This is a genomic window from Streptomyces sp. NPDC007983, assembly GCF_042958345.1.
Classification (GTDB): Bacteria; Actinomycetota; Actinomycetes; order Streptomycetales; family Streptomycetaceae; genus Streptomyces.
Map to the genome: position 1 here is coordinate 842,724 of NZ_JBIBJI010000003.1, position 23,894 is coordinate 866,617.

Sequence of the window (23,894 nt, forward strand, 5' to 3'; positions counted from 1 at the left end):
CCCCGGCCGCGTATTCGCAGCTCGGGGGCCGTTTTCCCAGCGTGGCGGCGCCAGGATTCGAACCTGGGTAGGCTAAGCCGACGGATTTACAGTCCGCTCCCATTGGCCACTCGGGCACACCGCCTGGGATGTGTGGCCAGGTGTCCTGCCCCGCTTTCGCGGTGCTGCTCCCTGGCAACGACGTAAACAATACCTGATGCCGGGGGGTGGTCCGCCACCCGGTTGATCGCCTCTGGATCATGGCCGGGATGGCTAGGCTGGCGCTTACGGTCCGCTGGGCCGTGCCACTGACGGATCTACGTACGAGGAGCCAACTCAAGATGGCCGACTCCAGTTTCGACATCGTCTCGAAGGTCGAGCGGCAGGAGGTCGACAACGCGCTCAACCAGGCGAGCCGCGAGATCTCCCAGCGCTACGACTTCAAGAACGTCGGGGCCTCGATCGACTGGTCGGGCGAGCGGATCGAGATGCGCGCGAACTCCGAGGAGCGGGTGAAGGCGATCCTCGACGTCTTCCAGTCCAAGCTCGTCAAGCGCGGGATCTCGCTGAAGGCGCTGGACGCGGGCGAGCCGCAGGCGTCCGGCAAGGAGTACAAGATCTTCGCCTCCCTGCAGGAAGGCATCTCGCAGGACAACGCGAAGAAGGTCGCCAAGATCATCCGCGATGAGGGCCCGAAGGGCGTCAAGGCGCAGGTGCAGGGCGAGGAGCTGCGGGTCACCTCCAAGAGCCGCGACGATCTGCAGTCCGTGATCGCGCTGCTGAAGGGGAAGGACCTGGACTTCGCGATCCAGTTCGTCAACTACCGGTAGCTCTCGCGCCGGGTTACGGCGCGCCGGGGCCTGCGGGCCCCGGCGTTCGCGTACCGCCTCTGGTTCACGGCGGACCGTCGCCCGCGCCGGCGGCGGTCAGCCGGCCGCCCCGGCTCTCGGCGATCCGCAGGGCGTCACGGAGGGCTTCCGTCAGCCGGTGCGCCAGGTAGCGGAGTTCCCCGGCATGCGCCCCGCGGTCGCCCAGCAGGGCGCGGGCGTGGGCCAGCAGTTCAGTGCCCATGCGCAGTTGCAGCGCCTCGATCTCGTCCGCCCGCCGGTTCATCCGGCTGTCGGCGTCGCCGGAGGAGAGGTAGCAGGGTTTGCCGTCCGTGGTCGTCCAGGGCAGTAGGCGCAATGGCGGTTCGGTATCGCGGGCGGTGCGGTCCGGCATGGTGGTCTGCTTCCGTCGTCGGTGCGTGACTCCATCGAAATGGCTCCGTTGACCTCGCGGAGGAGCCACCCAGGGGGCCTGGGAGGGGCCAGACTGGGACGGGGAGGGGGGCCAGGATGAGCGATGAGCGGCGCATGTGGTTCGGCAGCTGTCTCGCACGCCTTCGGCGGGCCACGGGGCGGAGCCAGCGGCAGTTGGCGGAGCGGCTGTGCGCGCTGTCCGGACTGGACTCCGTCACGCGCCACGAGATCTCCCGGTGGGAGCGGGGCGCGCGGGTGCCCGATGACTGGCTCCCCGCCCTGGCGCAGGCGCTCGGTGTGCCGGTGAGCGAGCTGGAGCGGGCCGCCGCCTACGCCCGGGGCGAGACGGACACCGCCCCGGGCGGGCCGTCGGCCTCCCTGGCCGAGCTGCTGCCACCGGGCGACCCGCTGGCACCGCTCGGGGCGCGGTCCGGACGGCGTATCGGCACCGGGACGGTGGCCCGCCTCGCGGCACGCGTGCATGGGCTGCGACTGGCCGACGACGTGCTGGCGGGCGGCGACCTGATCGGCCCCGCCTTCCGTGAACTCGGGTCGGCCGTACGGCTGTACCGGGAGACCAGCCATGCCGAGGACGTGGGCAGGGCGCTCCTGGTGCAGATCGGCGAGCTGGCTCAGACCGCGGGGTGGATCGCGAGCGACGCCGCCCACCACGAGCAGGCTGAGCGCGCGTACACCATCGGGATCTCGGCCGCGCGCCAGGCGGGCGACGGGCCGCTCGTGGCCCATCTCGCGGGCAGCCTCGGCTACCAGTTGAGCAACACCGGGCGGGAGCGCGAGGGCCTGCGCCTGGCCCTCGCGGCCGTCGAGGAGGCGGGCCCGGACGCCCCCGCGGAGGCCAGGGCGCTGTTCCTCGACCGCGTCGCCTGGGCCCACACCCGCGCCGGGGAGGCGCAGCCCGCCGTCCGGGCGCTCGGTGCGGCGCACGAGGCCCTGGCGGCGGACGGCGGCGCCGACGCGCCGCTGTGGGCCTACTGGGTCAGCCGTGCGGAGCTGGAGGTGATGGACGCCCGGGTGTTCACCGAGCTGCGGCGCCCGCTGCGGGCCGTACCGCTCCTCACCGAGGTGCTGGCCCGGTACGACGCCACCCATGCGCGGGAGGTCGCCCTGTACCGCTCATGGCTGGCGGTCGCCCTCGCGGACGCCAACGAGCCGGAGCGGGCCGCCGCCGAGGCGCGGCTCGTCGTCACGGCCTCGGCAGACGTGGCCAGTGAGCGGGCCGCCGAGCGCTCCCGCGTCGTCCTGCGCCGACTGCGCGCCTTCGAGGACGTACCCGAGGTGCGCGACCTGCTCGACGAGCACGGGTGGCTGCTCGCCGGGTGATCAGCGGGCGGCGAAGGGGCGGTCCGTCGGGACGATGTCGTGGCCGAGGGGGGTCAGGGAGATCGGGATCAGCTTGAAGTTGGCGACGCCCAGCGGGATGCCGATGATCGTGACGCACAGCAGGACGCCGGTGACGATGTGGCCGAGGGCGAGCCACCAGCCCGCGAGGACGATCCACAGCACATTGCCCACGCAGGAGGCGGCGCCCGCGTCGCGGCGGGGGACGGCCGTGCGGCCGAAGGGCCACAGGGCGAACCCGGCGATGCGGAACGAGGCGATCCCGAAGGGGATGCCGATGATGGTGATGCACAGCAGCAGACCGGCGAGCACATAGCCGCACGCCATCCAGAAGCCGCTGAGCACGAGCCAGATGATATTCAGAATGGTTCTCATGGTTGCTCCCCCGCCATTTTTTCGAGTCGTGCGATCCGCTCCCGCATGGGCGGGTGGGTGGAGAAGAGCTTTGCCATTCCGTCCCCGGCCCGGAACGGGTTGGCGATCATCATATGGCTGGCGGTCTCCAGCCGGGGTTCCGGGGGCAGTGGCAGCGCTTGCGTGCCCGCTTCGAGCTTGCGCAGGGCGCTGGCGAGGGCCAGGGGGTCGCCGGTGAGCTGGGCGCCGGACGCGTCCGCCTCGTACTCACGGGAGCGGCTGACGGCGAGCTGGATGATGGCGGCCGCGAGCGGGCCCAGGAACATGATCAGCAGCATCCCGATGAATCCGGGGCCCTCGTCGTCGTCGGACCGGCCGACCGGGATCAGCCAGGCGAAGTTGACCAGGAACACCACCACGCTGGCGAGCGCGCCCGCGATGGAGGAGATGAGGATGTCGCGGTTGTAGACATGGCTCAGCTCATGGCCGATGACCCCCCGCAGCTCCCGCTCGTCGAGCAGCCGCAGGATGCCGTCGGTGCAGCAGACCGCCGCCCTGCGCGGGTTGCGGCCGGTCGCGAAGGCGTTGGGGGCCTCCGTCGGGGAGATGTAGAGCCGCGGCATGGGCTGCCGGGCGGCGGTCGACAGCTCGCGCACCATCCGGTAGAGCCCCGGCGCCTCGAACTCGCTGACGGGACGCGCCCGCATGGCCCGCAGGGCGAGCTTGTCGCTGTTCCAGTAGGCGTACGCGTTCGTCCCCAGGGCGACGAACACCGCGATGATCAGCCCCATCCGGCCGAAGAAGCTGCCGATGACGATGATGAGCGCGGACAGTCCCCCGAGGAGTACGGCGGTCTTCAGCCCGTTGTGCCGGCGGTGCACGGTACGCCCTCCCAATGATGCCCAGGGGGACCCTTGACTGGTGTCTCCACCTTTCAGTGGACCGTCCCTGAACTGGTCAACGGCGGGTGAGGGTCACTAGTTCCCTTGTGCACCCATGTGCACCGTGGGTGCCCCTACAGCAGGGCGCCGGAGGCGAACCGCAGGACGAGCTGGGGGGCGCCGGAGAGGGCGATGCCGAGGACGGCGGCGAGGCCGATGGCGGCCGTCAGGGGGGCGGTGGCCGGCACCGGGGTGACGGTCGCCGCACCCGCGGGTTCCGGTGCGCGGAAGAGGACGGCCGTCCACTGGAGGTAGTAGTAGAGGGCGATCACCACGTTCAGCGCCATCACGACGGCCAGCCAGCCGAGGCCCGCGTGGACGGCCGTGGAGAAGACGGTCACCTTGGCGAAGAGCCCGATGATGCCCGGCGGCAGCCCGGCCAGGCACAGCAGGAAGAAGCCGAGCGCGAGGGCGGTGGCCGGGCGGGCCGCGTACAGGCCGCGGTAGTCGGTGATGCGGCCGGTGGCGTGCGTACGGGCGACGAGGGCGACGACCGCGAAGGCGCCGAGGTTCACGGCCGCGTACATGAGGGCGTACGCGACGGTCGAGCCGATGGCCTGGGACGCGTCGTCGGCGGAGCCCGCGTACCCGGCGGCGGCGATCGGGACCAGCAGATAACCCGCCTGGCCGATGGAGGACCAGGCCAGCAGGCGGACGGCGCTGTGCGCGCGCTCGGGGCGCTGGCGCAGCGCGGCAACGTTGCCCGCGGTCATGGTGAGCGCGGCGAGGACGGCGATGGCCGGGCCCCACACGTCGTCGTACGACGGGAAGGCGAGGAGGGTCACCAGGATGAGGCCGGAGAAGCCGACCGCCTTGCCGACCACGGAGAGGTAGGCGGCCACCGGGATCGGCGCGCCGACGTAGGTGTCCGGGACCCAGAAGTGGAAGGGCACGGCGGCGGTCTTGAAGGCGAAGCCGACCAGGGTGAGGACGACGCCGGTCTGGGCGAGCGTGTCGAGCCGGGGGTCGACATGGGTGAGGCCGTCGGCGATCCGGGACAGGTGCAGGCTGCCGGTGGTGGCGTAGACGAAGCTGACGCCGAGCAGCATGACGGCGGTCGCGGTGACCGAGGAGAGGAAGAACTTCAGCGCGGCCTCGGAGGAGAGCCGGCTCTCCCGGCGCAGCCCGACGAGCGCGAAGGCGGGGAGGGAGGCCACCTCCAGGGCGACGACGAGGGTCGCGAGGTCCCGGGAGGCGGGCAGCAGGGCCGCGCCGGAGGCGGACGACAGCAGCAGGAACCAGAACTCGCCCGCGGGGAGCCGCAGGTCCTGGATGCCGCTGACGGACAGCAGCGCGGTGAGCAGCGCCCCGCCGAGCACCAGGAGCTGGATGACGAGGGTGAACGAATCGGCCGTGTAGCTGCACGCCTCGGCGCCGCCGGAGCCGACGCAGAAGGTGGAGCGGTCTCCGTGGAGCAGGGGCAGCAGGCTGAGCCCGGCGAGGAGCAGGCCCGCGATCGCCAGCCATCCCAGGAGGGGCTTCCTGCGCTCGGGCAGGAAGAGGTCGGCGACGAGGACGACGAGGGCGGCCACGGCGGCGATGGTGGGCGGGGCGACGGCGGGCCAGTCGACGGACTGGACGAGGCCCGCGGCGAGACCAGAGGCGATCGGTGTCATCAGTTGCCTCCCGCGAGGAGCTGCTGCACGGCCGGGTCGGTGAGGCCGAGGAGGGCCGCGGGCCACAGTCCGGCGAGGACGGTGAGGGCCACCAGGGGGCTCCAGGCGGCGAATTCGTAGCCGTGGACGTCGGCCAGGGCGGGCCGGGCGGCGCCGTGTTCGGCCCCGGGTTCCACGGGGTGGTCGCCCATGCAGACGCGCCGTACGACGATGAGCATGTAGGCGGCGGTCAGCAGGGTGCCGAAGGCGGCGAGCGCCATATAGGTGAGGTACGCCGGGCGGCTGAGCCCGTCGGCGGGTTCGAAGGCGCCGAACATGGCGAGCATCTCGCCCCAGAACCCGGCGAGTCCGGGCAGTCCCAGGGAGGCGACGGCGCCGAAGGCGAGCAGTCCGCCGAGGCGGGGCGCCCTGCCATAGAGGGCGGCGCCGCTGGCGCCCGAGAGCTGGTCCAGGTCGGTGGTGCCGGAGCGGTCCTTGAGGGCGCCGACCAGGAAGAAGAGCAGGCCGGTGATGAGGCCGTGGGCGATGTTGGCGAACAGCGCGCCGTTCACCCCGGTGGGGGTGAGGGTCGCGATGCCCAGCAGCACGAAGCCCATGTGGCCGACGGAGGAGTAGGCGATGAGCCGCTTGAGGTCGCCGCCCGCGCCGCTGCGGGCGAGCGCCAGGCAGGCGAGGGATCCGTAGATGATGCCGACGACGGCGAACGCGGCCAGGTAGGGCGCGAAGGTGTGGGCGCCCTCGGGGACCATCGGCAGCACGATGCGGACCAGTCCGTACGTGCCCATCTTCAGCAGTACGCCCGCGAGGAGGACCGAGCCGACGGTGGGCGCGGCGGTGTGGGCGTCCGGCAGCCAGCTGTGCAGCGGCCACATCGGGGCCTTGACGGCGAGTCCGGCGATGATGGCGAGGGCCGCGATGAGCTGGGTGGTGTGGCTGAGCCCGGAGGCGCTATCAGAAGGATGGGTGGCGAGTGCCACCATGTCGAAGGTGCCGCCCTTGACCCCGACGAGGAGGAGGCCGAGCAGCATGACGACGGAGCCGAGCAGCGTGTAGAGGATGAACCGCCAGGCGGCGCGCTCCCGTTCGGCGCCTCCCCACCGGTTGATGAGGAAGTACATCGGGATGAGCGTCATCTCGAACGCCAGGAAGAACAGCATCAGGTCGAGGACCGCGAAGCTGGCCAGGGTGCCGCCCTCCAGGAGGAGCAGCAGCGAGACGAAGCCCTTGGCGGAGCCCCCGGCGGGCATCTTGGAGTAGCTGTACAGCGCGCAGAGGAACGTCAGCAGCGCGGTCAGCACGAGCAGGGGCAGCGAGACGCCGTCCACGCCGAGGTGGATCCGGATGTCCAGCGCCGGGATCCAGCTGATGTCGGTCTGGGCCTGCATCGTGCCCGGGCGGCCGTGGTCGAAGCCGACGGCGAGCGCGACGGCGGCGGCGAGCACGGCGCCGGTGACGGTGACGCCGTGGCGCAGCACGGCCTGGTCCGGGCCGCGGCCCTTCAGGCCGGGCGGGGCCGGGAGCAGGGCGGCGACGGAGCCGAGCAGGGGGAGCACGACGACGGCCGCGAGGAGGTATTGCAGGACGGTGTGGTTCACGGGTCAGGCTCCCGCTGCGACGAGGACGGCGGCCACGGCCAGGACGAGGGAGCCCGCGAGCAGCGCGCCGAGGTAGGTCTGCACATTGCCGTTCTGGGCGCGGCGGACGGCCGCGCCGAGCAGGCGGGGGGCGCCGGCCGCGCCGCGTACGTACGTCTCGACGACCTCGCGGTCGAGGAAGCGGACGAGGCCGGCGGCGGCGCGCACGGGGCGGACGAACAGGGCGCCGTAGACGGCGTCGAGGTGGAAACCGGCTGCCGCGTGGCGGTGGAGGGGGCCGAGGAGGAGGCGGCCGGGGTCGGCGGGGTCGGTGGCCCCGGCGATGGAGCCGTAGGCGGCCTCGTGGGTGGCGATGGCCTCGACCTCGGAGACGGCGTCGGCGGCGTCCGGGTGGGCGGCCACGGCGCCGAGCGGTACGCGGGCGGCCCGCGCCGAGGTGTGCCGCCAGGCGGCGTACATGACGAGCACGCCGATGAGGGCGGCTCCGGTGCCGAGGACGGAGGTGGTGAGGGTGGGGGTGAGGGTCTCGCCGTCGAACCAGTCGGGGAGGGTGCGGTAGGACAGTCCGAGGGCGAGGGTGGGGACGAAGAGCACCCACAGGACGACGTTCAGGGTGATCGGCTGCTTGCCGTGGTCGGGGGCCGGTTCGCCCTTGCCGCGGAAGGCGAGCAGCCACAGCCTGCCCGCGTACGCGGCGGTGAGCAGCGCGGTGAGCAGCCCGGCGGTGAGCACGGTCCAGCCGACGCCCGACGGCACGGCGGAGGTGTGGCCGGTGGCGGCGTGCTCGGCGGCGCCGAGGACGGCTTCCTTGGAGAAGAAGCCCGCGAACGGCGGGATGGCGGCGAGCGCGAGCAGCGCGACCGTGATGGTCCAGTAGGCGTCGGGGATCCGCTTCGCGAGGCCGCTCATCCGGGACATGGCGGCCAGGGAGTTCGTCCCGGCCGCGTGGATGATCACGCCCGCGCCGAGGAAGAGCAGTGCCTTGAACGCGCCGTGCGCGATGAGGTGGAAGACGGCCGCGCCGCGGTCGTTCACGGCCAGCGCGCCGGTCATGTAGCCGAGCTGGCCGACGGTCGAGTAGGCGAGGACGCGTTTGATGTCGTCCTGGGCGAGCGCGGCGAGCGCCGAGCCGACCATGGTGATCGCCGCCATGGCGGCGAGGACGGCGAGCGCGGCGGCGGAGGACGCGAAGACGGGCAGCAGCCGGGCGATGAAGTAGACACCGGCGGCGACCATGGTGGCGGCGTGGATCAGCGCGGACACCGGGGTGGGGCCCGCCATCGCGTCCGGCAGCCAGGTGTGCAGCGGGAACTGGGCCGACTTGCCCGCGACCCCGGCCAGCAGCAGCAGCGCGATCAGGGTCGGGTGGTCCAGCGGGATGCCGGAGGTGGTGGCGGTGAGCCGGGCGTAGATCTCGCTGATGCGGAACGTGCCGGTGTCCCCGGCGAGCGCGAAGATGCCGATCAGGAACGGGACGTCGCCGAGCTTGGTGACGAGGAACGCCTTGAGCGAGGCGGACCGGGCGGCCGCGGTCTCCCAGTAGTGGCCGACCAGGAAGTACGAGCAGATGCCCATGATCTCCCAGCCGACGAGCAGCACGATCAGGTCGTCGGAGTAGACGACGAGGAGCATCGCGGCGGTGAAGAGGGAGACGAGGGCGGCGTAGGACGGGTAGCGGGGGTCGTCCCGCAGATAGCCGGTCGAGTAGATCTGCACGCAGCACGCGACGACGCCGACGAGGACCGCGACGAGGGCGGCGAACCCGTCGATGTGCAGCGCCAGGTCGATCGGGACCGAGCCGGTGTCGGCGAGCCGGGTGGCGAGGGTCAGCGGCGCCTTCCCGGCGCCTTCGCCGCCGCCCTGCCGTACGGCGACGAGGACGGCGAGCACGGTCGCGGCGAGGGTGGGCACGATGGCGAGGGGCCGTACGAAGCCGGGGGCGCGGCGGCCGAGCAGGAGTCCCGCGGCGGCACCGAGGAAGGGCAGGAGCGGGACGAGAACGGCGGCGGTCGTGGTCGTCACGCGGTCTGCCTCCGGGCGCGAGATGCCTCGGTGTCGGGGCCGTTGTCGGGGCCGTTGTCAGTGGCGGCTGCCATGCTGTCGTCGCTGTCGTCCATGGGCACCTGGCCGGTCGGCGGGGGGTCGGCCAGGTCCCGGAGCCGGTCGACGTCGGAGGTGCCCCGGTTGCGGTACACGAGGAGGACGATGGCGAGACCGATGCCGATCTCGGCGGCGGCGATGGCGATGGTGAAGAGGGTGAGCGCCTGGCCCGCGTGCAGGGTGTCGCGGAGCCAGACGTCGAAGGCGACGAGGTTGAGGTTGACGGCGTTGAGCATCAGCTCGACGGACATCAGCACCAGGATCGCGTTGCGGCGGGCCAGGACGCCGTACAGGCCGGTGCAGAAGAGGAGGACCGCGAGCACGGCGGGGTAGGCGAGGTGCATCAGCGCTTCTCCTCGACCTTCTTGCGGGACAGCACGATCGCGCCGACGAGCGCGGCGAGCAGCAGCACGGACAGCGCCTCGAACGGCAGCACCCAGTACCGGAACAGGCTTGTCCCGGAGACCGCGGTGGAGCCCTGCACGCCCTTGTCCAGATCGATCCAGGTGGCCCGGAAGGCGTCCACGACCACCCACACCAGCGCGGCGGCCGAGGCGACGGCCACGGCGAGGGCGGCGGGGCGGTTGCCCGAATCGGCGTCCGGGGAGCGGCCGATGGGCGCCTTGGTCAGCATCAGCCCGAAGAGGAGGAGGACGACGACGGAGCCGACGTAGATCAGCACCTGCACCCAGGCGATGAACTCCGCGGTGAGCAGCAGGTATTCCACGGCGAGCCCGCCGAGCGCCACCACCAGCCACAGCGCGGCGTGCACCAGCTGCTTGGTGGTGACGGTGACGACGGCCGCGGCGAACGTCGCGATGCCCACCAGGAGGAAGGCGATCTCGACACCGGTGGGCGACAGGAACCCGTGGCCGCCGGCGGCCAGGTGGACCGCGGTGCTCACGAGGCGGCCCCGTTCTGCCCGTCGGGCTCGGCTGCCTTGGCCGCTTCGGCCGCTTCGGCCGCCTCGGCTGCCTTCGCCGCTTCGGCCGCCTTCGCCGCTTCGGCCGCGGCGGCCTTCTCGGCGGCCTTGCGGGCGGCGGCGATCTCCTTCGGCTCCTCGGCGGCCGGGTCGAGCGCGGGCGGCGCGGGCACCGTCCACATCCATTCGCGGAGCTTGTCCCGCTCATGGGTGAGGTCGCGGATGTCCTCCTCCGCGTACTCGAACTCCGGCGACCAGAACAGCGCGTCGAAAGGACACACCTCGATGCAGATACCGCAGTACATGCACAGGGCGAAGTCGATGGCGAACCGATCCAGCACATTGCGGCTGCGCTCGCGGCCGCCCGGCGCCGCCGGGGGCACCGTCTCCTTGTGCGAGTCGATGTAGATGCACCAGTCCGGGCACTCGCGCGCGCACAGCATGCAGACCGTGCAGTTCTCCTCGAACAGCCCGATCACCCCACGGGTACGGGGCGGCAGTTCGGGCTGGGCCTCCGGATACTGCGCGGTGTGCGACCTGCGGGTCATCGTGCGCAGGGTGACGGCGAGGCCCTTGGCCAGGCCGGAACCGGGAATACCCATCAGGAGATCACCACCTTGACGACGCCGGTGAGGGCGATCTGGGCGAGAGAAAGCGGAATGAGGCAGGTCCAGGCGAGCTTCTGCAGCTGGTCCTCGCGCAGCCGCGGATAGCTCACCCGCAGCCAGATCACGACGAAGGCGAGGACGGCCGTCTTGAGCAGCGTCCACAGCCAGCCCACATCGCCTTCGAGCGGACCGTGCCAGCCGCCGAGGAACAGGACGGTGGTCAGCCCGCACAGGATGACGATGCCCGCGTACTCGGCGAGCAGGAAGAGCGCGAAGCGCAGCCCGGTGTACTCGGTGTACGCGCCGAAGATGATCTCGGAGTCGGCCACCGGGGCGTCGAACGGCGGGCGTTGCAGCTCGGCCAGCCCGGCGGTGAAGAACACCAGCCCGCCGACGATCTGCCACGGCACCCACCACCACTGGAACGCGTCGAGGATGCCGGGCAGCGACACCGTGCCCGCGGCCATCGCCACGGACGCGGCGGTGAGCAGCATCGGCAGCTCGTACGCCATGAGCTGGGCGGCCGTCCGCAAGCCGCCGAGCAGGGAGAACTTATTGGCCGACGCCCAGCCCGCCATCAGCGAGCCCAGCACGCCGACGCCCATCACCGCGAGCACGAAGAAGATGCCCGCGTCGATGGCCTGCCCGACCGCGCCGTCCGGGCCGATCGGGATCGCGACCAGGACCAGCAGATACGGCAGCAGCGCGACGGCGGGCGCGAGCTGGAAGATCCGCCGGTCGGCCCCGGCCGGAACCACGTCTTCCTTCTGCGCGAACTTCACGCCGTCCGCGACCAGCTGGGCCCACCCGTGGAAGCCACCCGCGTACATCGGCCCGAGGCGGCCCTGCATATGGGCCATGACCTTGTGCTCGGTCTGACCGACCAGCAGCGGGAGGACCAGGAACGCGACGAGGAGGACGAGCAGTCGCAGCGCGACGTCGAGGACGTCGTTCACGCGGTGCCTCCTGGGGGGCCGTCGGGGTGGGTCGTCTCGTCGTGGCTCGGGCCACCGGGTTCGGCGGCACGGTCGGGTTCCGTGCGGCCGGGTTCGGCGGTGCCGCGTTCGGCGGGGCCGGGTCGCGCGGTGTCGGGTCGGCCGGTTTCGGGCTCGGCGGTGCCGGATTCACCGGTTCCCGGTTGCGCGGGTTCGGGTTCGGCGGCGCGGCGTTTCGCGCCGTCCGGTTGCTCCGGGGCGTCCTGGTTCCGCGTGCCGGACCGGCCGTCGTCCGCTCCCGACTCGGCGGCGTCCTTCGCGGGGGCCTCCGGCGCGGGGCCGGACTGCGCCGCGTCGTCATACGCCGGGCGCGCGTGGTGCCACGGGGCGTCGGACGCGCGGGGCCGCCGCGCCGGGCGCGCGGCCTCCGTGGCGGGGCCCGACACGTCGGGCGTCGTCGCATCGGCCTGCGCGTCGGCGGACGCCTGCTGGCTCGCCGAGCCGTCGCTCGCGCTGCGGGCCCGGCGGGCCGGGCGCTCGGCCGGTGTCGAGCCCGAGGCTTCTGGCGGCGTAGTGCCGGACCCCGCGTCGCCGGACGTGGCGCCGTCGCGCTCGGGCGCCGGGGCGTCCGGCGTCGGCGCCGCGTCGTCGGCCGCCGCGGCCTGCTGGCTCGCCGAGCCCTCGCTCGCACTGCGTGTGCGCCTCGCCGGGCGACCGGCCGCCGGGGGCGCGGTCTCCGCCGGGGTTTCCGCACCGGTCTCCGCCGGTGCCGAGCCCGAGGCACCGGGCGTGGTCGCGCTGTCCCGCTCGGGCGCCGGGGCCTCGCCCGCGCCGCCCGTACGGCGCGCGGGGCGCTCGGCCGCCGGGGCGTCCGGCGTCGGCGCCGCGTCGGCAGCCGCCGCGGCCTGCCGGCTCGCCGAGCCCGCCGACGCGCTGCGCGTCCGCCGCGCCGGGCGCTCGGCCGGTGCGGCACCCGCGGCCTTCGGCTCGGCGGCCTCGCCGGACTGGGACGCCGAACCGGCCGACGCACTGCGCGCGCGGCGGACCGGGCGGTCGCCCGCCGCGCGGGCGCCACGGGCCGGGCGGGCGGGGGCGGGCGGCAGCTGGCCCTTGAGCGGGCCCCATTCGTTGGGGTCGGGCACGCCCGGGGGGAGCATCTGGCGCCGCTTGGGGCCGCCATGATCGGACTCCCCCGGCTCCTTCGCGCCCGGCCAGGCCTTGGCGACCCGGGCCGCCAGCACGAAGTCCTTGCGCAGCGGGTGGCCCTCGAAGTTGTCGGGCAGCAGCAGCGGCGCGAGGCCGGGGTGGCCGTCGAAGCCGATCCCGAACATCTCGTGGGTCTCGCGCTCGTGCCAGGCAGCGCCCGCGTAGACGCCCACGGCGGTGGGCAGGGTGGCCGCGTCGTGCGGGACGGTGGTGCGGACCAGCAGGCGGCGTATACCGGCGCCCGGGGCGGCGAGGGCGACGACGTGCGCGGCCACCCGGAAGCCCTCGCCGGGCTCGTCCACCGCGCTCAGCCAGTCGAAGTAGGTGCAGCCGAGGGTGTCGCGGGCGGTCTCCAGCGCCGTCGTCCAGACCTCGGCGGGCACGTCGACGGTGAGCAGGCCGTACGCCTCCTCGGCCGTGGCGCCCGTGCCGAACAGTTCGGCTGCGGGACGCGGCAGCCAGCCCACCACGTCCGGCTCGGCGGCCTCGTTCGGCTCGGTCATCGTGCGTCCTCCCCGGCAGCCGGGGGCGCGACCAGGCCGCTGCGCAGCGCGGCCGTGGACGGGCGGCCGCCCGTGGCGTACCGCTCCCCCAGCGACTCGCGGGCGATCTTCTCCTGGAGCTTGAGGATCCCCTGGAGCAGCGCCTCGGGCCGGGGCGGGCAGCCGGGGACGTACACATCGACCGGGATGATCTGGTCGACGCCCTTGGTCACGGCGTACGAGTCCCAGTAGGGGCCGCCGCAGTTCGAGCAGGCGCCGAAGGAGATCACGTACTTCGGTTCCGGCATCTGCTCGTAGAGCCGCTTGACCGCGGGCGCCATCTTGTCGGTGACGGTCCCGGAGACGACCATCAGGTCGGCCTGGCGCGGTCCGGGCGCGAAGGGGATCACGCCGAGCCGGATGAAGTCGTGGCGGGCCATCGAGGCGGCGATGAACTCGATGGCGCAGCAGGCGAGCCCGAAGTTGAAGACCCACAGGCTGTAGCGGCGGCCCCAGTTCAGGACCACCTTCATCGGTTCGGGCGCCAGCCGGGCGAGCGGGCCGAGGCGGCGCGGCTCCGGGAGATCCACGGGAGCCTGCGCGGGGGTCGGTGTCACGTCCATTCCAGGACGCCCTTCTTCCATGCGTACAGCAGACCTACGGCGAGGAACCCGAGGAAGATGAACATCTCCACCAGGGTGGCGGCGCCGAAACCGGGCGCGGCGAAGACCGTCGCCCATGGGAACAGGAAGATCGAATCCACCGCGAAAATCACGTACAAGAAAGCGTAGACGTAGTAGCGGACCTGGGTGTGTGCCCAGCTCTCGCCCACGGGGTCCACACCGCACTCGTATGTCAGCAGCTTCTCAGGCGTCGGCACCACCGGCCGCAGCAGCCGCCCTGCCCCGAAGGCCACGGCCACGAAGATCACCCCGACCGCCGCGACCAGGCCCACCACCGTATAGGCGTGGAAGTAGTCGGCCGCGAGCGGGACGCTACTGGCCGCGCGTACGGTCGTCGCCTCCGGCACGTCCGCCCCTCGCTCCCTGTCCTGCCTGCTGCTCGTCGACCTCGTGTGTTCGACGATCCGTACGCACGGGAGTCTAGGCCCTACCGGCGGTGGGGCGGTCCGCCCGTCCGGCATGCGGAGCCCGGGACGGGTGGGGCTAGCCCCACTCACGCCCGGCGATGTACCCCATGGCGCCGCCCGCCGGGGCGCGGCAGTCTTTGCTGCCATGACCTCCAGTTCCCCCGACGGCTCCCCCGACGGCTCGCCCGGCGCTTCCCCCCGCGAGGGCGGCGAGGGCGGCGAGCGGCTGCCGCGCCCGCCCGCCTTCGCGTATCCCGCGCAGACGTGGAAGGAGATCGCCCATCTCCTGATCAATCTGCCGATGGGCATCTTCGGCTTCGTCTACGCCCTGCTGTGGCTGACCGTGGGCGTGGGCATGGCGGTCACGATCGGGGGGCTGCCGGTGCTGGCCATGGGGCTGCTGGGCAGCCGGCTGCTGGCCCGGTCCGAGCGGCGTCGCGCCCGTGCGCTGCTGGCGCTCCACGTGGACGAGCCCAGCCGCATGCCGCGCGGGCTCGACGACGGCTTCTTCAGCTGGCTGTGGCGGAGCCTGCGGGACCCGGTGGGCTGGCGGGCCACGCTCTACGCCGCCATCCGGCTGCCCTGGGCCGTCCTGACCTTCGCGGTGACGCTGACCTCGCTGTTCATCGCCTGGCCGGTGCTGCCGTGGATCGCCCGGGCGCTGACCCATGTCGACCGGGTGATGGTGCGCGGGCTGCTGTCGCCGTCGGACGGGCTGGAGCGGCGCATAGCGGAGCTGGAGTCGGACCGGGGGACGGTGGTCGATACGGCCGCCGCCGATCTGCGCCGTATCGAACGCGACCTCCACGACGGAGCACAGGCCCGCCTGGTCGCCCTGGCCATGGACCTCGGCCTCGCCAAGGAAAAACTCGACGAAGACCCCCGAGCAGCCGCCCGCATGGTCGACGAAGCCCACGGCGAAGTGAAACTCGCCCTCCAAGAACTCCGCGACCTCGCCCGCGGCATCCACCCCGCCATCCTCACCGACCGCGGACTCGGCCCCGCCCTCTCCGCCCTCGCCGCCCGCTGCACCGTCCCCGTCACCGTCACCACCGACCTACCCCAGCGCCCCGCACCCGCCATCGAAGGCATCGCCTACTTCACCGTCTCCGAACTCCTCCAGAACATCAGCAAACACAGCGCCGCCAGGACCGCGTCGGTCGCGCTGTCCCGGTCGGGCAGCAGGCTGCTGATCCGGGTGCGGGACGACGGGCGCGGCGGGGCGTCGCCGGCCGGGGGCAGCGGTCTGGCGGGGCTCGCGGAGCGGCTCGGCTCGGTGGACGGCCGGTTCCGGGTGGACTCCCCGCCCGGCGGCCCGACCTCGGTGGACGCCGAGCTGCCGTGGCGCGACCGCGACGGTACGAGCCGTACGGGCGGAGTCCCCCGCCGCACGGCTGCGGCCCGCCGGACGGGCCCGTAAAGCGGCGCCGGGGGTGGGGTTAGCCCCCGGACGAAGACGCCGACCCGCTTCATGGCCCGGGCCACCGGCGCCGGGGACGCTGAAGGACGACCACAGCGGGCAAGCCGGACACTGGCTCCGGCTTCGGGAGGACGGACGACGAGATGGCCACCGCATACGGACCGTACGGGCCGGGGAGCGAACCGCGGCACCGCCTGGTGCCCCCGGCACTGCGCGCGCCGTTCGAGGCCCGCGTCTGGCGTGAGTTCCTGTACCTGGTGATCAGCTTGCCGGTGTCGATCCTGACCTTCACGTACGCGGCCGTCATGCTCTCCCTCGGCGCGGGCCTCCTGATCACCTTCCTCGGCGTTCCGGTGCTCGGCGCCGCCCTGGCGGGCTGCCGGGGGATCGGGGTCGTGGAGCGGGCCCGCGCCCGTGCGCTGCTGAGGCTGGAGGTGGCCGAGCCGGAGCCGGTCCGCGCGCCCGGCGGCAAGCGGGGGCCGGTGTCGTGGGTGGGCGCGCTGCTCAAGAGCGGCACCTCGTGGCGGCATGTGCTGTACGCGCTGCTGCACCTGCCGTGGGCGATCTTCGCCTTCACCTTCGCGACGGTGTTCGCCTGCTACGGCTGGGCATTCGCGACGTATCCGCTGTGGCGGTGGGTCTTCCCCGCGTACATCGATCAGCCGGGTCTGGAGCTGTTCGGGGACGACAGCCGGGACCGCCACTTCTACCTGGACACCCCGTTCGAGGTCGTCGTGTCCTGTGTCCTCGGGGTGCTGGTCCTGCTGGCGACGCCGTGGGTGATGCGGGCGCTGACGTCCGTCGACCGGCTCCTGGTCACCGGGCTGCTGGGCCCGTCCCGGCTGGCGACCCGGGTGTGGGAGCTGGAGTCGGACCGGGGCACGGTGGTCGACACCGCCGCCGCCGACCTGCGCCGTATCGAACGCGACCTCCACGACGGAGCACAGGCCCGCCTGGTCGCCCTCGCCATGGACCTCGGCCTCGCCAAGGAAAAACTCGACGAAGACCCCCGAGCAGCCGCCCGCATGGTCGACGAAGCCCACGGCGAAGTGAAACTCGCCCTCCAAGAACTCCGCGACCTCGCCCGCGGCATCCACCCCGCCATCCTCACCGACCGCGGACTCGGCCCCGCCCTCTCCGCACTCGCCGCCCGCTGCACCGTCCCCGTCACCGTCACCACCGACCTACCCCAGCGCCCCGCACCCGCCATCGAAGGCATCGCCTACTTCACCGTCTCCGAACTCCTCCAGAACATCAGCAAACACAGCGCCGCCAGCAGGGCCGACGTCGACGTGTGGCGCGCCGACGGCCGGGTGATGCTGCGGGTCGGCGACGACGGGCGGGGCGGGGCCACCACCTCGGCCGGGGGCAGCGGTCTCGCGGGGCTCGCGGAGCGCATCGAGGCGGTCGACGGGGTGCTGATCGTCCACTCCCCGCCCGGCGGCCCGACCTCGGTGACCGTGGAGCTGCCCTGGCGCTGACGGCGGCCCGCACGGCGGGCGCGATATGCGCGGCGGATCCGTACGAACCCTGGAATGCTGGCCCCGACTGTGCGACAAAGCGACTGGGGGCCGGGCATCGTGGTGGAGGACAGAGTGCGGGTGGTCATCGCCGAGGATTCGGTGCTGCTGCGGGAGGGCCTGACCCGGCTGCTGACCGACCGCGGCCATGAGGTCGTCGCGGGGGTGGGCGACGCGGAGGCGCTGATCAAGGCGATCCGCGAGCTGGCCGACGAGGACGCGCTGCCGGATGTGGTGGTCGCGGACGTACGGATGCCGCCCACCCACACCGACGAGGGGGTCCGGGCCGCGATCCAGCTGCGCCGTGACCATGCGGGGATCGGGGTGCTGGTGCTCTCGCAGTACGTGGAGGAGCAGTACGCGACCGAGCTGCTGGCCGGGAGCAGCCGCGGCATCGGCTATCTGCTCAAGGACCGGGTGGCCGAGGTGCGCGAGTTCGTGGACGCGGTGGTGCGGGTGGCCCGCGGAGGTACGGCGCTGGATCCCGAGGTGGTCGCGCAGCTGCTGGGCCGCAGCCGTAAGCAGGATGTGCTGGCCGGGCTCACCCCGCGGGAGCGGGAGGTCCTGGGCCTGATGGCGGAGGGCCGGACGAACGGGGCGATCGCCCGGCAGCTGGTGGTGAGCGACGGCGCGGTGGAGAAGCACGTCAGCAACATCTTCCTGAAGCTCGGCCTGTCGCCGAGTGACGGGGATCACCGCCGGGTGCTCGCGGTGCTCACCTACCTCAACTCCTGACGCCCGTGGTCGTAGGACCAAAGCGGGGCCAAAGGCCGAGTGAGGGGATCACTGGAAATGACACCACGGGGGACGGGGAAAGTCGTGTCACATCATGACATCACGGACACTTGGCGCGGAATCCATCAGGTGGTCCGCCCAAGGAAGGCGAGCCTTACCGACGTACGATGGTCATGGGACAACCGGTCGGCACCGACGGTCCAGGTGCGCCGCCTCGAGGGAGGTCCGAAGCAGTGACCAGCCAGGTCAGCCCGGCCGAGCAGGCCGAACCAGCCGATCAGCAGGGCGAGCGAGGGCTCGCCGGAGAACGGGGTACACCGGACGGCGGCAAGGAGGTCCGCCGTCTGGATCGCGTGATCATCCGATTCGCGGGTGACTCGGGTGACGGTATGCAGCTCACCGGAGACCGGTTCACCTCGGAGACGGCGTCGTTCGGGAACGACCTGTCGACCCTGCCGAACTTCCCGGCCGAGATCCGCGCCCCCGCCGGAACCCTGCCCGGCGTGTCGAGCTTCCAGCTCCACTTCGCCGATCACGACATCCTCACCCCCGGCGACGCGCCGGACGTGCTGGTGGCGATGAACCCGGCCGCGCTCAAGGCCAATCTGGGCGACGTGCCGCGCGGTGCCGACATCATCGTCAACACCGACGAGTTCACCAAGCGCCCGATGGCGAAGGTCGGCTACGACCGCAGCCCGCTCGAGGACGGCTCGCTGGACGCGTACCAGGTGCACCCGGTGCCGCTGACGACGCTGACCATCGAGGCCCTGAAGGAGTTCGGGCTGTCGAGGAAGGAGGCGGAGCGCAGCAAGAACATGTTCGCGCTCGGCCTGCTGTCGTGGATGTACCACCGGCCCACGGAGAACACCGAGACGTTCCTGCGTCAGAAGTTCGCCAAGAAGCCGCAGATCGCCGAGGCGAACGTGGCCGCCTTCCGGGCCGGGTGGAACTTCGGCGAGACGACCGAGGACTTCGCGGTCTCCTACGAGGTGGCGCCCGCCGCCAGCGCCTTCCCGGCCGGGACGTACCGGAACATCTCCGGCAACCTGGCGCTGTCGTACGGGCTGATCGCCGCGTCCCGGCAGGCGGATCTGCCGCTGTTCCTGGGCTCGTACCCGATCACCCCGGCCTCCGACATCCTGCACGAGCTGAGCAAGCACAAGAACTTCGGCGTGCGCACCTTCCAGGCCGAGGACGAGATCGCGGGCATCGGCGCGGCGCTGGGCGCCGCGTTCGGCGGAGCGCTCGCGGTGACCACCACCTCCGGTCCTGGCGTGGCGCTGAAGTCGGAGACCATCGGGCTCGCGGTCAGCCTGGAGCTGCCGCTGCTGGTGATCGACATCCAGCGCGGCGGGCCGTCCACGGGGCTGCCGACCAAAACCGAGCAGGCGGACCTGCTGCAGGCGATGTACGGGCGCAACGGCGAGGCGCCGGTGCCGATCGTGGCACCGAAGACCCCGGCCGACTGCTTCGACGCCACGCTGGACGCGGCGCGGATCGCCCTCACCTACCGCACCCCGGTCTTCGTGCTGTCCGACGGCTACCTGGCCAACGGGTCGGAGCCGTGGCGGGTGCCGGAGGTCGACGGCCTGCCGGATCTGCGGGTCCAGTTCGCGACCGGCCCCAACCACACCACCGCCGACGGCACCGAGGTCTTCTGGCCGTACAAGCGCGACCCGCAGACCCTGGCCCGCCCGTGGGCCGTGCCCGGCACCCCGGGGCTCGAACACCGCATCGGCGGCATCGAGAAGCAGGACGGCTCCGGCAACATCTCCTACGACCCGGCCAACCACGACCACATGGTCCGCGTCCGGCAGGCCAAGGTCGACGGCATCGAGGTCGAGGAGCTGGCGGTGGACGACCCCACCGGCGACGCCCGCACCCTGGTGCTGGGCTGGGGCTCGACATACGGGCCGATCACCGCCGCGGTGCGCCGGGTGCGCCGGGCCGGCGACCGGATCGCCCAGGCCCATCTGCGCCACCTCAACCCCTTCCCGGCCAACCTCGGCGAGGTGCTGGCCCGCTACGACAAGGTCGTCGTGCCCGAGATGAACCTCGGCCAGCTCGCCACCCTCATCCGCGCCAAGTACCTCGTCGACACCCGCTCCTTCACCCAGGTGCGGGGGCTGCCGTTCAAGGCCGAGCAGCTGGCGACGGCCCTCAAGGAGGCCATCGATGACTGAGACCATCTCGCAGCGGCCCGTCGCCCTGGCCGAGGCGCTGTCCCTGGTGCCCAAGGCCGAGGGCAAGCAGTCCATGAAGGACTTCAAGTCCGACCAGGAGGTGCGCTGGTGCCCGGGCTGCGGTGACTACGCGATCCTCGCCGCCGTCCAGGGCTTCATGCCCGAACTGGGGCTGGCGAAGGAGAACATCGTCTTCGTCTCCGGCATCGGCTGCTCCTCCCGCTTCCCGTATTACATGAACACCTACGGGATGCACTCGATCCACGGCCGCGCCCCCGCCATCGCCACCGGCCTCGCCGCCGCGCGGAGAGATCTGTCGGTGTGGGTGGTCACCGGTGACGGCGACGCGCTGTCCATCGGCGGCAACCACCTCATCCACGCGCTGCGCCGCAATGTGAACCTGAAGATCCTGCTCTTCAACAACCGCATCTACGGCCTCACCAAGGGCCAGTACAGCCCGACCTCCGAGGTCGGCAAGATCACCAAGTCCACCCCGATGGGCTCCCTGGACGCCCCGTTCAACCCCATCTCACTGGCGCTCGGCGCCGAGGCGGGCTTCGTCGCCCGCACCGTGGACTCCGACCGCAAGCACCTCACCCAGGTGCTGCGCGAGGCCGCCGCCCATCCGGGCACCGCGCTGGTGGAGATCTACCAGAACTGCAACATCTTCAACGACGGCGCCTTCGACGCGCTCAAGGACAAGGAGCAGGCCGAGGAGGCCGTGATCCGGCTGGAGCACGGCCGGCCGATCCGCTTCGGCGCCGATGGTGCCAAGGGCGTCGTACGGAACCAGGCCACCGGCGATCTGGAGGTCGTCGCGGTCACCGCGGAGAACGAGGACCGGATCCTGGTCCACGACGCCCACGCGGCCTCCCCCACCACCGCGTTCGCGCTGTCCCGGCTGGCCCACCCGGACACCCTGCACCACACCCCCATCGGGGTGCTGCGGGACGTCCAGCGGCCGGTCTACGACGACCAGATGTCGACCCAGATCGACGCCGCCGTCGAGCGCAAGGGCAAGGGCGACCTGGGCGCGCTGCTCGCGGGGAACGACACCTGGACGGTCGTCGGCTGAGCCGTACGGCCATCTCTCACCACGACGCGGCCAGGCCGGGGTCTACGCACCCGGCCTGGCCGCGTCGTATGCCTCCCGGGCCGCCAGCACCCGCGGAGCGTGTTCCTCCGCCCAGACCGACAGCGCCCACACCCGGCGCGCCGCCTCCCGGCCCAGGTCGGTCAGCGAGTAGTCCACATGCGGCGGTATGACGGGGTGCGCCTCGCGGTGGACGAAGCCGTCGCGCTCCAGGGTCTGGAGCGTCTGGGCGAGCATCTTCTCGCTCACCCCGCCGATCGTGCGCCGCAGCTCGCTGAAGCGGTGGGTGCCGTCGAGCAGGACGGCGAGGACCAGCACACCCCATCGGCTGGTCATGTGCTCCAGGATCAGCCGCGAGGGGCAGGCCGTGGGGCCGCCTTCGGCCCCGGTCCACAGGCGCACCCTCTCGGCGTTCTCACTTACTCCCATGCCAGTACCTTACGTCAAAGTGGGTACTTTCGAATGGTTAGCGCTGTGCCTAGGGTGGAGAGCACATCGGATGCACGAGACCCCACGCGATCAGAAGAGAGATTCCCCCATGAGCATCGTCGTCACCGGAGCCACCGGGCACCTCGGCCGCCTCGTCATCGAGGGTCTGCTGGAGAAGGTTCCGGCCGACCGGATCACCGCGGTCGTACGCGACGCCGACAAGGCCGCCCCGCTCGCCGCCCGCGGCGTCACCCTGAAGGTGGCCGACTACAGCCGCCCCGAGACGCTGCGCGGCGCCTTCGCCGCGGGCGACAAGGTGCTGCTGATCTCCGGCAGCGAGGTCGGGCAGCGCGTCCCGCAGCACCAGGCCGTCATCGACGCCGCCAAGAAGGCCGGGGTCGCGCTGCTCGCGTACACCAGCGTGCTGGGCGGCCCGGCCGCCGACTTCACGCTCGCCGACGAGCACCACGCCACCGAGCAGGCCCTCACCGAGTCCGGTCTGCCGTACGTCCTGCTGCGCAACGGCTGGTACAACGAGAACTACACCGAGCAGCTGGCCCCCGTGCTGGAGCACGGCGCCGTCGTCGCCGCCGCGGGCGAGGGCCGGGTCGCCTCCGCCTCGCGCGCCGACTACGCGGCGGCCGCCGTCGCCGTCCTGACCGGCGAGGGCCACGAGAACACCGCGTACGAGCTGTCCGGCGACACCGCCTGGAGCTTCGCCGAGTACGCCGCCGAGATCGCCCGCCAGACCGGCAAGGAGATCGTCTACCGCGCCGTCTCCGAGGAGGAGGTCCGGGGGATCCTCACCGGCGCGGGCCTGCCCGAGCCGCTGGCCGCCATCCTGGCCGACGTCGACACGGCGATCGGACGCGGGCGGCTGGCCGCCACCCCCGGCGACCTGGCCCGGCTGATCGGCCGCCCGACCACGCCGATCGCGGATTCCGTCGCGGTGGCCCTCAAGGGCTGACCCGGGTGCGGCCCGCCCGTCAGTCCCGTATCGCGGATACGGGCATGACAGGCGGGCCGCCCGGCGCTACCGTCGGACGGGCCCCCTCAGCAGGGCCTACACGCCGTCGGGGAGGGCCTTGTGCAGACGCAGCCGCAGACCCAGCACCACCAGGACCGCGCCGGTCTCGTCTACGGCTTCGCCGCGTACGGCCTGTGGGGCCTCGCCCCGCTCTACTGGCCACTGCTGCAGCCCGCGGGCGCGGTCGAGATCCTGGCCCACCGCATGGTCTGGTCGCTGGTGGTCGTCGGGCTCATCCTGCTGGCGCTGCGCCGCTGGTCCTGGATCGGGCCGCTGCTGCGGCAGCCCCGGCGGCTCGGTCTCGTCGCGCTCGCCGCGACCGCCATCTCCGTCAACTGGGGCCTGTACATCTGGGGCGTCAACAGCGGACACGTCGTCGAGACCGCGCTCGGCTACTTCATCAACCCCCTGGTCAGCATCGCCTTCGGCGTGCTGCTGCTGCGCGAGCGGCTGCGCCCGGCGCAGTGGGTGGCGGTCGGTGTGGGCGTGGTGGCGGTGGTCGTCCTGTCCGTCGGCTACGGCAAGCCGCCCTGGATCGCCCTCACCCTGGCCTTCTCCTTCGCCACCTACGGCCTGGTCAAGAAGCGGATCGGGCTGGACGGGCTGGAGTCGCTGGCCGCCGAGACGGCCGTCCAGTTCCTGCCCGCGCTCGGCTTCCTCTGCTATCTCACGGCGCGCGGCGACAGCACGTTCGGCAGCGGCGGCGGCGTGGCGCACTCGGCGCTGCTGGCGAGCTGCGGGCTGGTCACCGCGGCGCCGCTGATCCTCTTCGGGGCCTCGGCGGTACGGCTGCCGCTGTCGACGATCGGGATGCTCCAGTACCTCACGCCCACCTCCCAGTTCATCCTCGGGCTGGTCGTCTTCCACGAGTCCATGCCGCCCGAGCGGTGGGCGGGCTTCGCCCTCGTCTGGCTCGCGCTCGCGCTGCTCACCTGGGACGCGCTGCGGACCGGCCACCGGGCGCGGCAGGCGCTGGCGGAGGCCGCGGCGCTGGCGGACGCGGCGCCGGTCAAGGCGGCGGAGACGCAGCCGGGCCCGATATCCGGCGGGTGATGTCCG

At 72.4% G+C, this 23,894-nt stretch carries 23 protein-coding genes and 1 tRNA gene; 9 read left to right on the forward strand and 15 right to left on the reverse strand.

Annotated elements, in window-relative coordinates:
* Positions 1 to 42: 42 nt before the first annotated feature.
* A tRNA-Tyr gene (locus tag ACFZCY_RS13085) sits at positions 43 to 124 on the reverse strand.
* Positions 125 to 320: 196 nt separating this feature from the next.
* Here ACFZCY_RS13085 and ACFZCY_RS13090 point away from each other — a divergent pair.
* Entirely contained in the window at positions 321 to 809 is a 489-nt protein-coding gene (locus ACFZCY_RS13090) for a YajQ family cyclic di-GMP-binding protein (protein WP_055556037.1), read from the forward strand.
* 64 nt (positions 810 to 873) lie between these two features.
* Here ACFZCY_RS13090 and ACFZCY_RS13095 read toward each other — a convergent pair whose 3' ends face one another.
* Positions 874 to 1,200, reverse strand: coding sequence for a hypothetical protein (locus ACFZCY_RS13095; protein ID WP_391171886.1), 327 nt, complete (start codon positions 1,198 to 1,200; stop codon positions 874 to 876).
* Positions 1,201 to 1,316: 116 nt separating this feature from the next.
* Here ACFZCY_RS13095 and ACFZCY_RS13100 point away from each other — a divergent pair, with 116 nt between their 5' ends.
* Positions 1,317 to 2,561, forward strand: a complete 1,245-nt coding sequence (locus ACFZCY_RS13100; protein WP_391171889.1) for a helix-turn-helix domain-containing protein — start codon at positions 1,317 to 1,319, stop codon at positions 2,559 to 2,561.
* On the opposite strand, the gene ACFZCY_RS13105 is transcribed toward ACFZCY_RS13100, so the two are convergent.
* From ACFZCY_RS13105 to ACFZCY_RS13160, 12 genes are all read right to left on the reverse strand, one after another.
* The gene (locus ACFZCY_RS13105) at positions 2,562 to 2,954 is read right to left on the reverse strand and encodes a YccF domain-containing protein (RefSeq protein WP_391171891.1); all 393 of its coding nucleotides are present in this window, start codon (positions 2,952 to 2,954) and stop codon (positions 2,562 to 2,564) included.
* The gene (gene htpX / locus ACFZCY_RS13110; RefSeq protein ID WP_361485008.1) at positions 2,951 to 3,814 is read right to left on the reverse strand and encodes a zinc metalloprotease HtpX; all 864 of its coding nucleotides are present in this window, start codon (positions 3,812 to 3,814) and stop codon (positions 2,951 to 2,953) included. The genes ACFZCY_RS13105 and htpX overlap by 4 nt, the downstream gene beginning before the upstream one ends.
* A 134-nt stretch (positions 3,815 to 3,948) precedes the next feature.
* The gene (locus ACFZCY_RS13115; RefSeq protein WP_391171894.1) at positions 3,949 to 5,490 is read right to left on the reverse strand and encodes a proton-conducting transporter membrane subunit; all 1,542 of its coding nucleotides are present in this window, start codon (positions 5,488 to 5,490) and stop codon (positions 3,949 to 3,951) included.
* Entirely contained in the window at positions 5,490 to 7,085 is a 1,596-nt protein-coding gene (locus ACFZCY_RS13120; protein ID WP_391171896.1) for an NADH-quinone oxidoreductase subunit M, read from the reverse strand. The genes ACFZCY_RS13115 and ACFZCY_RS13120 overlap by 1 nt, the downstream gene beginning before the upstream one ends.
* 3 nt (positions 7,086 to 7,088) lie before the next feature.
* Positions 7,089 to 9,107: an NADH-quinone oxidoreductase subunit L gene (locus tag ACFZCY_RS13125; RefSeq protein WP_391171898.1), complete on the reverse strand. Its 2,019-nt coding sequence runs from the start codon at positions 9,105 to 9,107 to the stop codon at positions 7,089 to 7,091.
* On the reverse strand, positions 9,104 to 9,529 hold the full coding sequence (nuoK, locus tag ACFZCY_RS13130; protein ID WP_391171900.1) for an NADH-quinone oxidoreductase subunit NuoK: 426 nt from the start codon (positions 9,527 to 9,529) through the stop codon (positions 9,104 to 9,106). Before nuoK ends, ACFZCY_RS13125 begins: the two co-directional genes overlap by 4 nt.
* Entirely contained in the window at positions 9,529 to 10,089 is a 561-nt protein-coding gene (locus tag ACFZCY_RS13135) for an NADH-quinone oxidoreductase subunit J (RefSeq protein WP_391171902.1), read from the reverse strand. Before ACFZCY_RS13135 ends, nuoK begins: the two co-directional genes overlap by 1 nt.
* On the reverse strand, positions 10,086 to 10,709 hold the full coding sequence (locus ACFZCY_RS13140) for a 4Fe-4S binding protein (protein WP_391171904.1): 624 nt from the start codon (positions 10,707 to 10,709) through the stop codon (positions 10,086 to 10,088). Before ACFZCY_RS13140 ends, ACFZCY_RS13135 begins: the two co-directional genes overlap by 4 nt.
* Entirely contained in the window at positions 10,709 to 11,671 is a 963-nt protein-coding gene (locus ACFZCY_RS13145; RefSeq protein WP_391171906.1) for an NADH-quinone oxidoreductase subunit H, read from the reverse strand. Before ACFZCY_RS13145 ends, ACFZCY_RS13140 begins: the two co-directional genes overlap by 1 nt.
* On the reverse strand, positions 11,668 to 13,359 hold the full coding sequence (locus ACFZCY_RS13150) for an NADH-quinone oxidoreductase subunit C (RefSeq protein ID WP_391171908.1): 1,692 nt from the start codon (positions 13,357 to 13,359) through the stop codon (positions 11,668 to 11,670). The genes ACFZCY_RS13145 and ACFZCY_RS13150 overlap by 4 nt, the downstream gene beginning before the upstream one ends.
* Positions 13,356 to 13,961 (reverse strand): NADH-quinone oxidoreductase subunit NuoB, encoded by a 606-nt coding sequence (locus tag ACFZCY_RS13155; RefSeq protein WP_391171910.1) that lies wholly within the window; start codon positions 13,959 to 13,961, stop codon positions 13,356 to 13,358. The genes ACFZCY_RS13150 and ACFZCY_RS13155 overlap by 4 nt, the downstream gene beginning before the upstream one ends.
* Positions 13,952 to 14,368: an NADH-quinone oxidoreductase subunit A gene (locus ACFZCY_RS13160; RefSeq protein WP_123105487.1), complete on the reverse strand. Its 417-nt coding sequence runs from the start codon at positions 14,366 to 14,368 to the stop codon at positions 13,952 to 13,954. The genes ACFZCY_RS13155 and ACFZCY_RS13160 overlap by 10 nt, the downstream gene beginning before the upstream one ends.
* A gap of 205 nt (positions 14,369 to 14,573) precedes the next feature.
* Here ACFZCY_RS13160 and ACFZCY_RS13165 point away from each other — a divergent pair, with 205 nt between their 5' ends.
* The 5 genes from ACFZCY_RS13165 to ACFZCY_RS13185 all read left to right on the forward strand — a co-directional run bounded on the left by ACFZCY_RS13165 (position 14,574) and on the right by ACFZCY_RS13185 (position 21,361).
* Positions 14,574 to 15,848 carry a sensor domain-containing protein gene (locus tag ACFZCY_RS13165; protein WP_391171913.1) on the forward strand — a complete coding sequence of 425 codons (1,275 nt, stop codon included), beginning with the start codon at positions 14,574 to 14,576 and terminating at the stop codon, positions 15,846 to 15,848.
* A 143-nt stretch (positions 15,849 to 15,991) separates the two neighbouring features.
* Positions 15,992 to 17,329, forward strand: coding sequence for a sensor domain-containing protein (locus tag ACFZCY_RS13170; RefSeq protein WP_391171915.1), 1,338 nt, complete (start codon positions 15,992 to 15,994; stop codon positions 17,327 to 17,329).
* Positions 17,330 to 17,431: 102 nt separating this feature from the next.
* Positions 17,432 to 18,103: a response regulator transcription factor gene (locus ACFZCY_RS13175; protein WP_361485172.1), complete on the forward strand. Its 672-nt coding sequence runs from the start codon at positions 17,432 to 17,434 to the stop codon at positions 18,101 to 18,103.
* Between the two features lie 233 nt (positions 18,104 to 18,336).
* A complete protein-coding gene (locus tag ACFZCY_RS13180; protein ID WP_391171917.1) occupies positions 18,337 to 20,286 on the forward strand; it encodes a 2-oxoacid:acceptor oxidoreductase subunit alpha in 1,950 nt (649 codons plus the stop codon).
* Positions 20,279 to 21,361 (forward strand): thiamine pyrophosphate-dependent enzyme, encoded by a 1,083-nt coding sequence (locus ACFZCY_RS13185; RefSeq protein ID WP_391171920.1) that lies wholly within the window; start codon positions 20,279 to 20,281, stop codon positions 21,359 to 21,361. The genes ACFZCY_RS13180 and ACFZCY_RS13185 overlap by 8 nt, the downstream gene beginning before the upstream one ends.
* 42 nt (positions 21,362 to 21,403) lie before the next feature.
* On the opposite strand, the gene ACFZCY_RS13190 is transcribed toward ACFZCY_RS13185, so the two are convergent.
* Complete coding sequence (locus ACFZCY_RS13190; protein WP_391172140.1) at positions 21,404 to 21,715, reverse strand: winged helix-turn-helix transcriptional regulator; 312 nt, start codon at positions 21,713 to 21,715, stop codon at positions 21,404 to 21,406.
* 202 nt (positions 21,716 to 21,917) lie between these two features.
* On the opposite strand from ACFZCY_RS13190, the gene ACFZCY_RS13195 reads away from it, so the two are divergent.
* Entirely contained in the window at positions 21,918 to 22,775 is an 858-nt protein-coding gene (locus ACFZCY_RS13195; protein ID WP_391171922.1) for an NAD(P)H-binding protein, read from the forward strand.
* A gap of 120 nt (positions 22,776 to 22,895) precedes the next feature.
* Complete coding sequence (gene rarD / locus ACFZCY_RS13200; protein WP_391171924.1) at positions 22,896 to 23,888, forward strand: EamA family transporter RarD; 993 nt, start codon at positions 22,896 to 22,898, stop codon at positions 23,886 to 23,888.
* Positions 23,889 to 23,894: the final 6 nt, after the last annotated feature.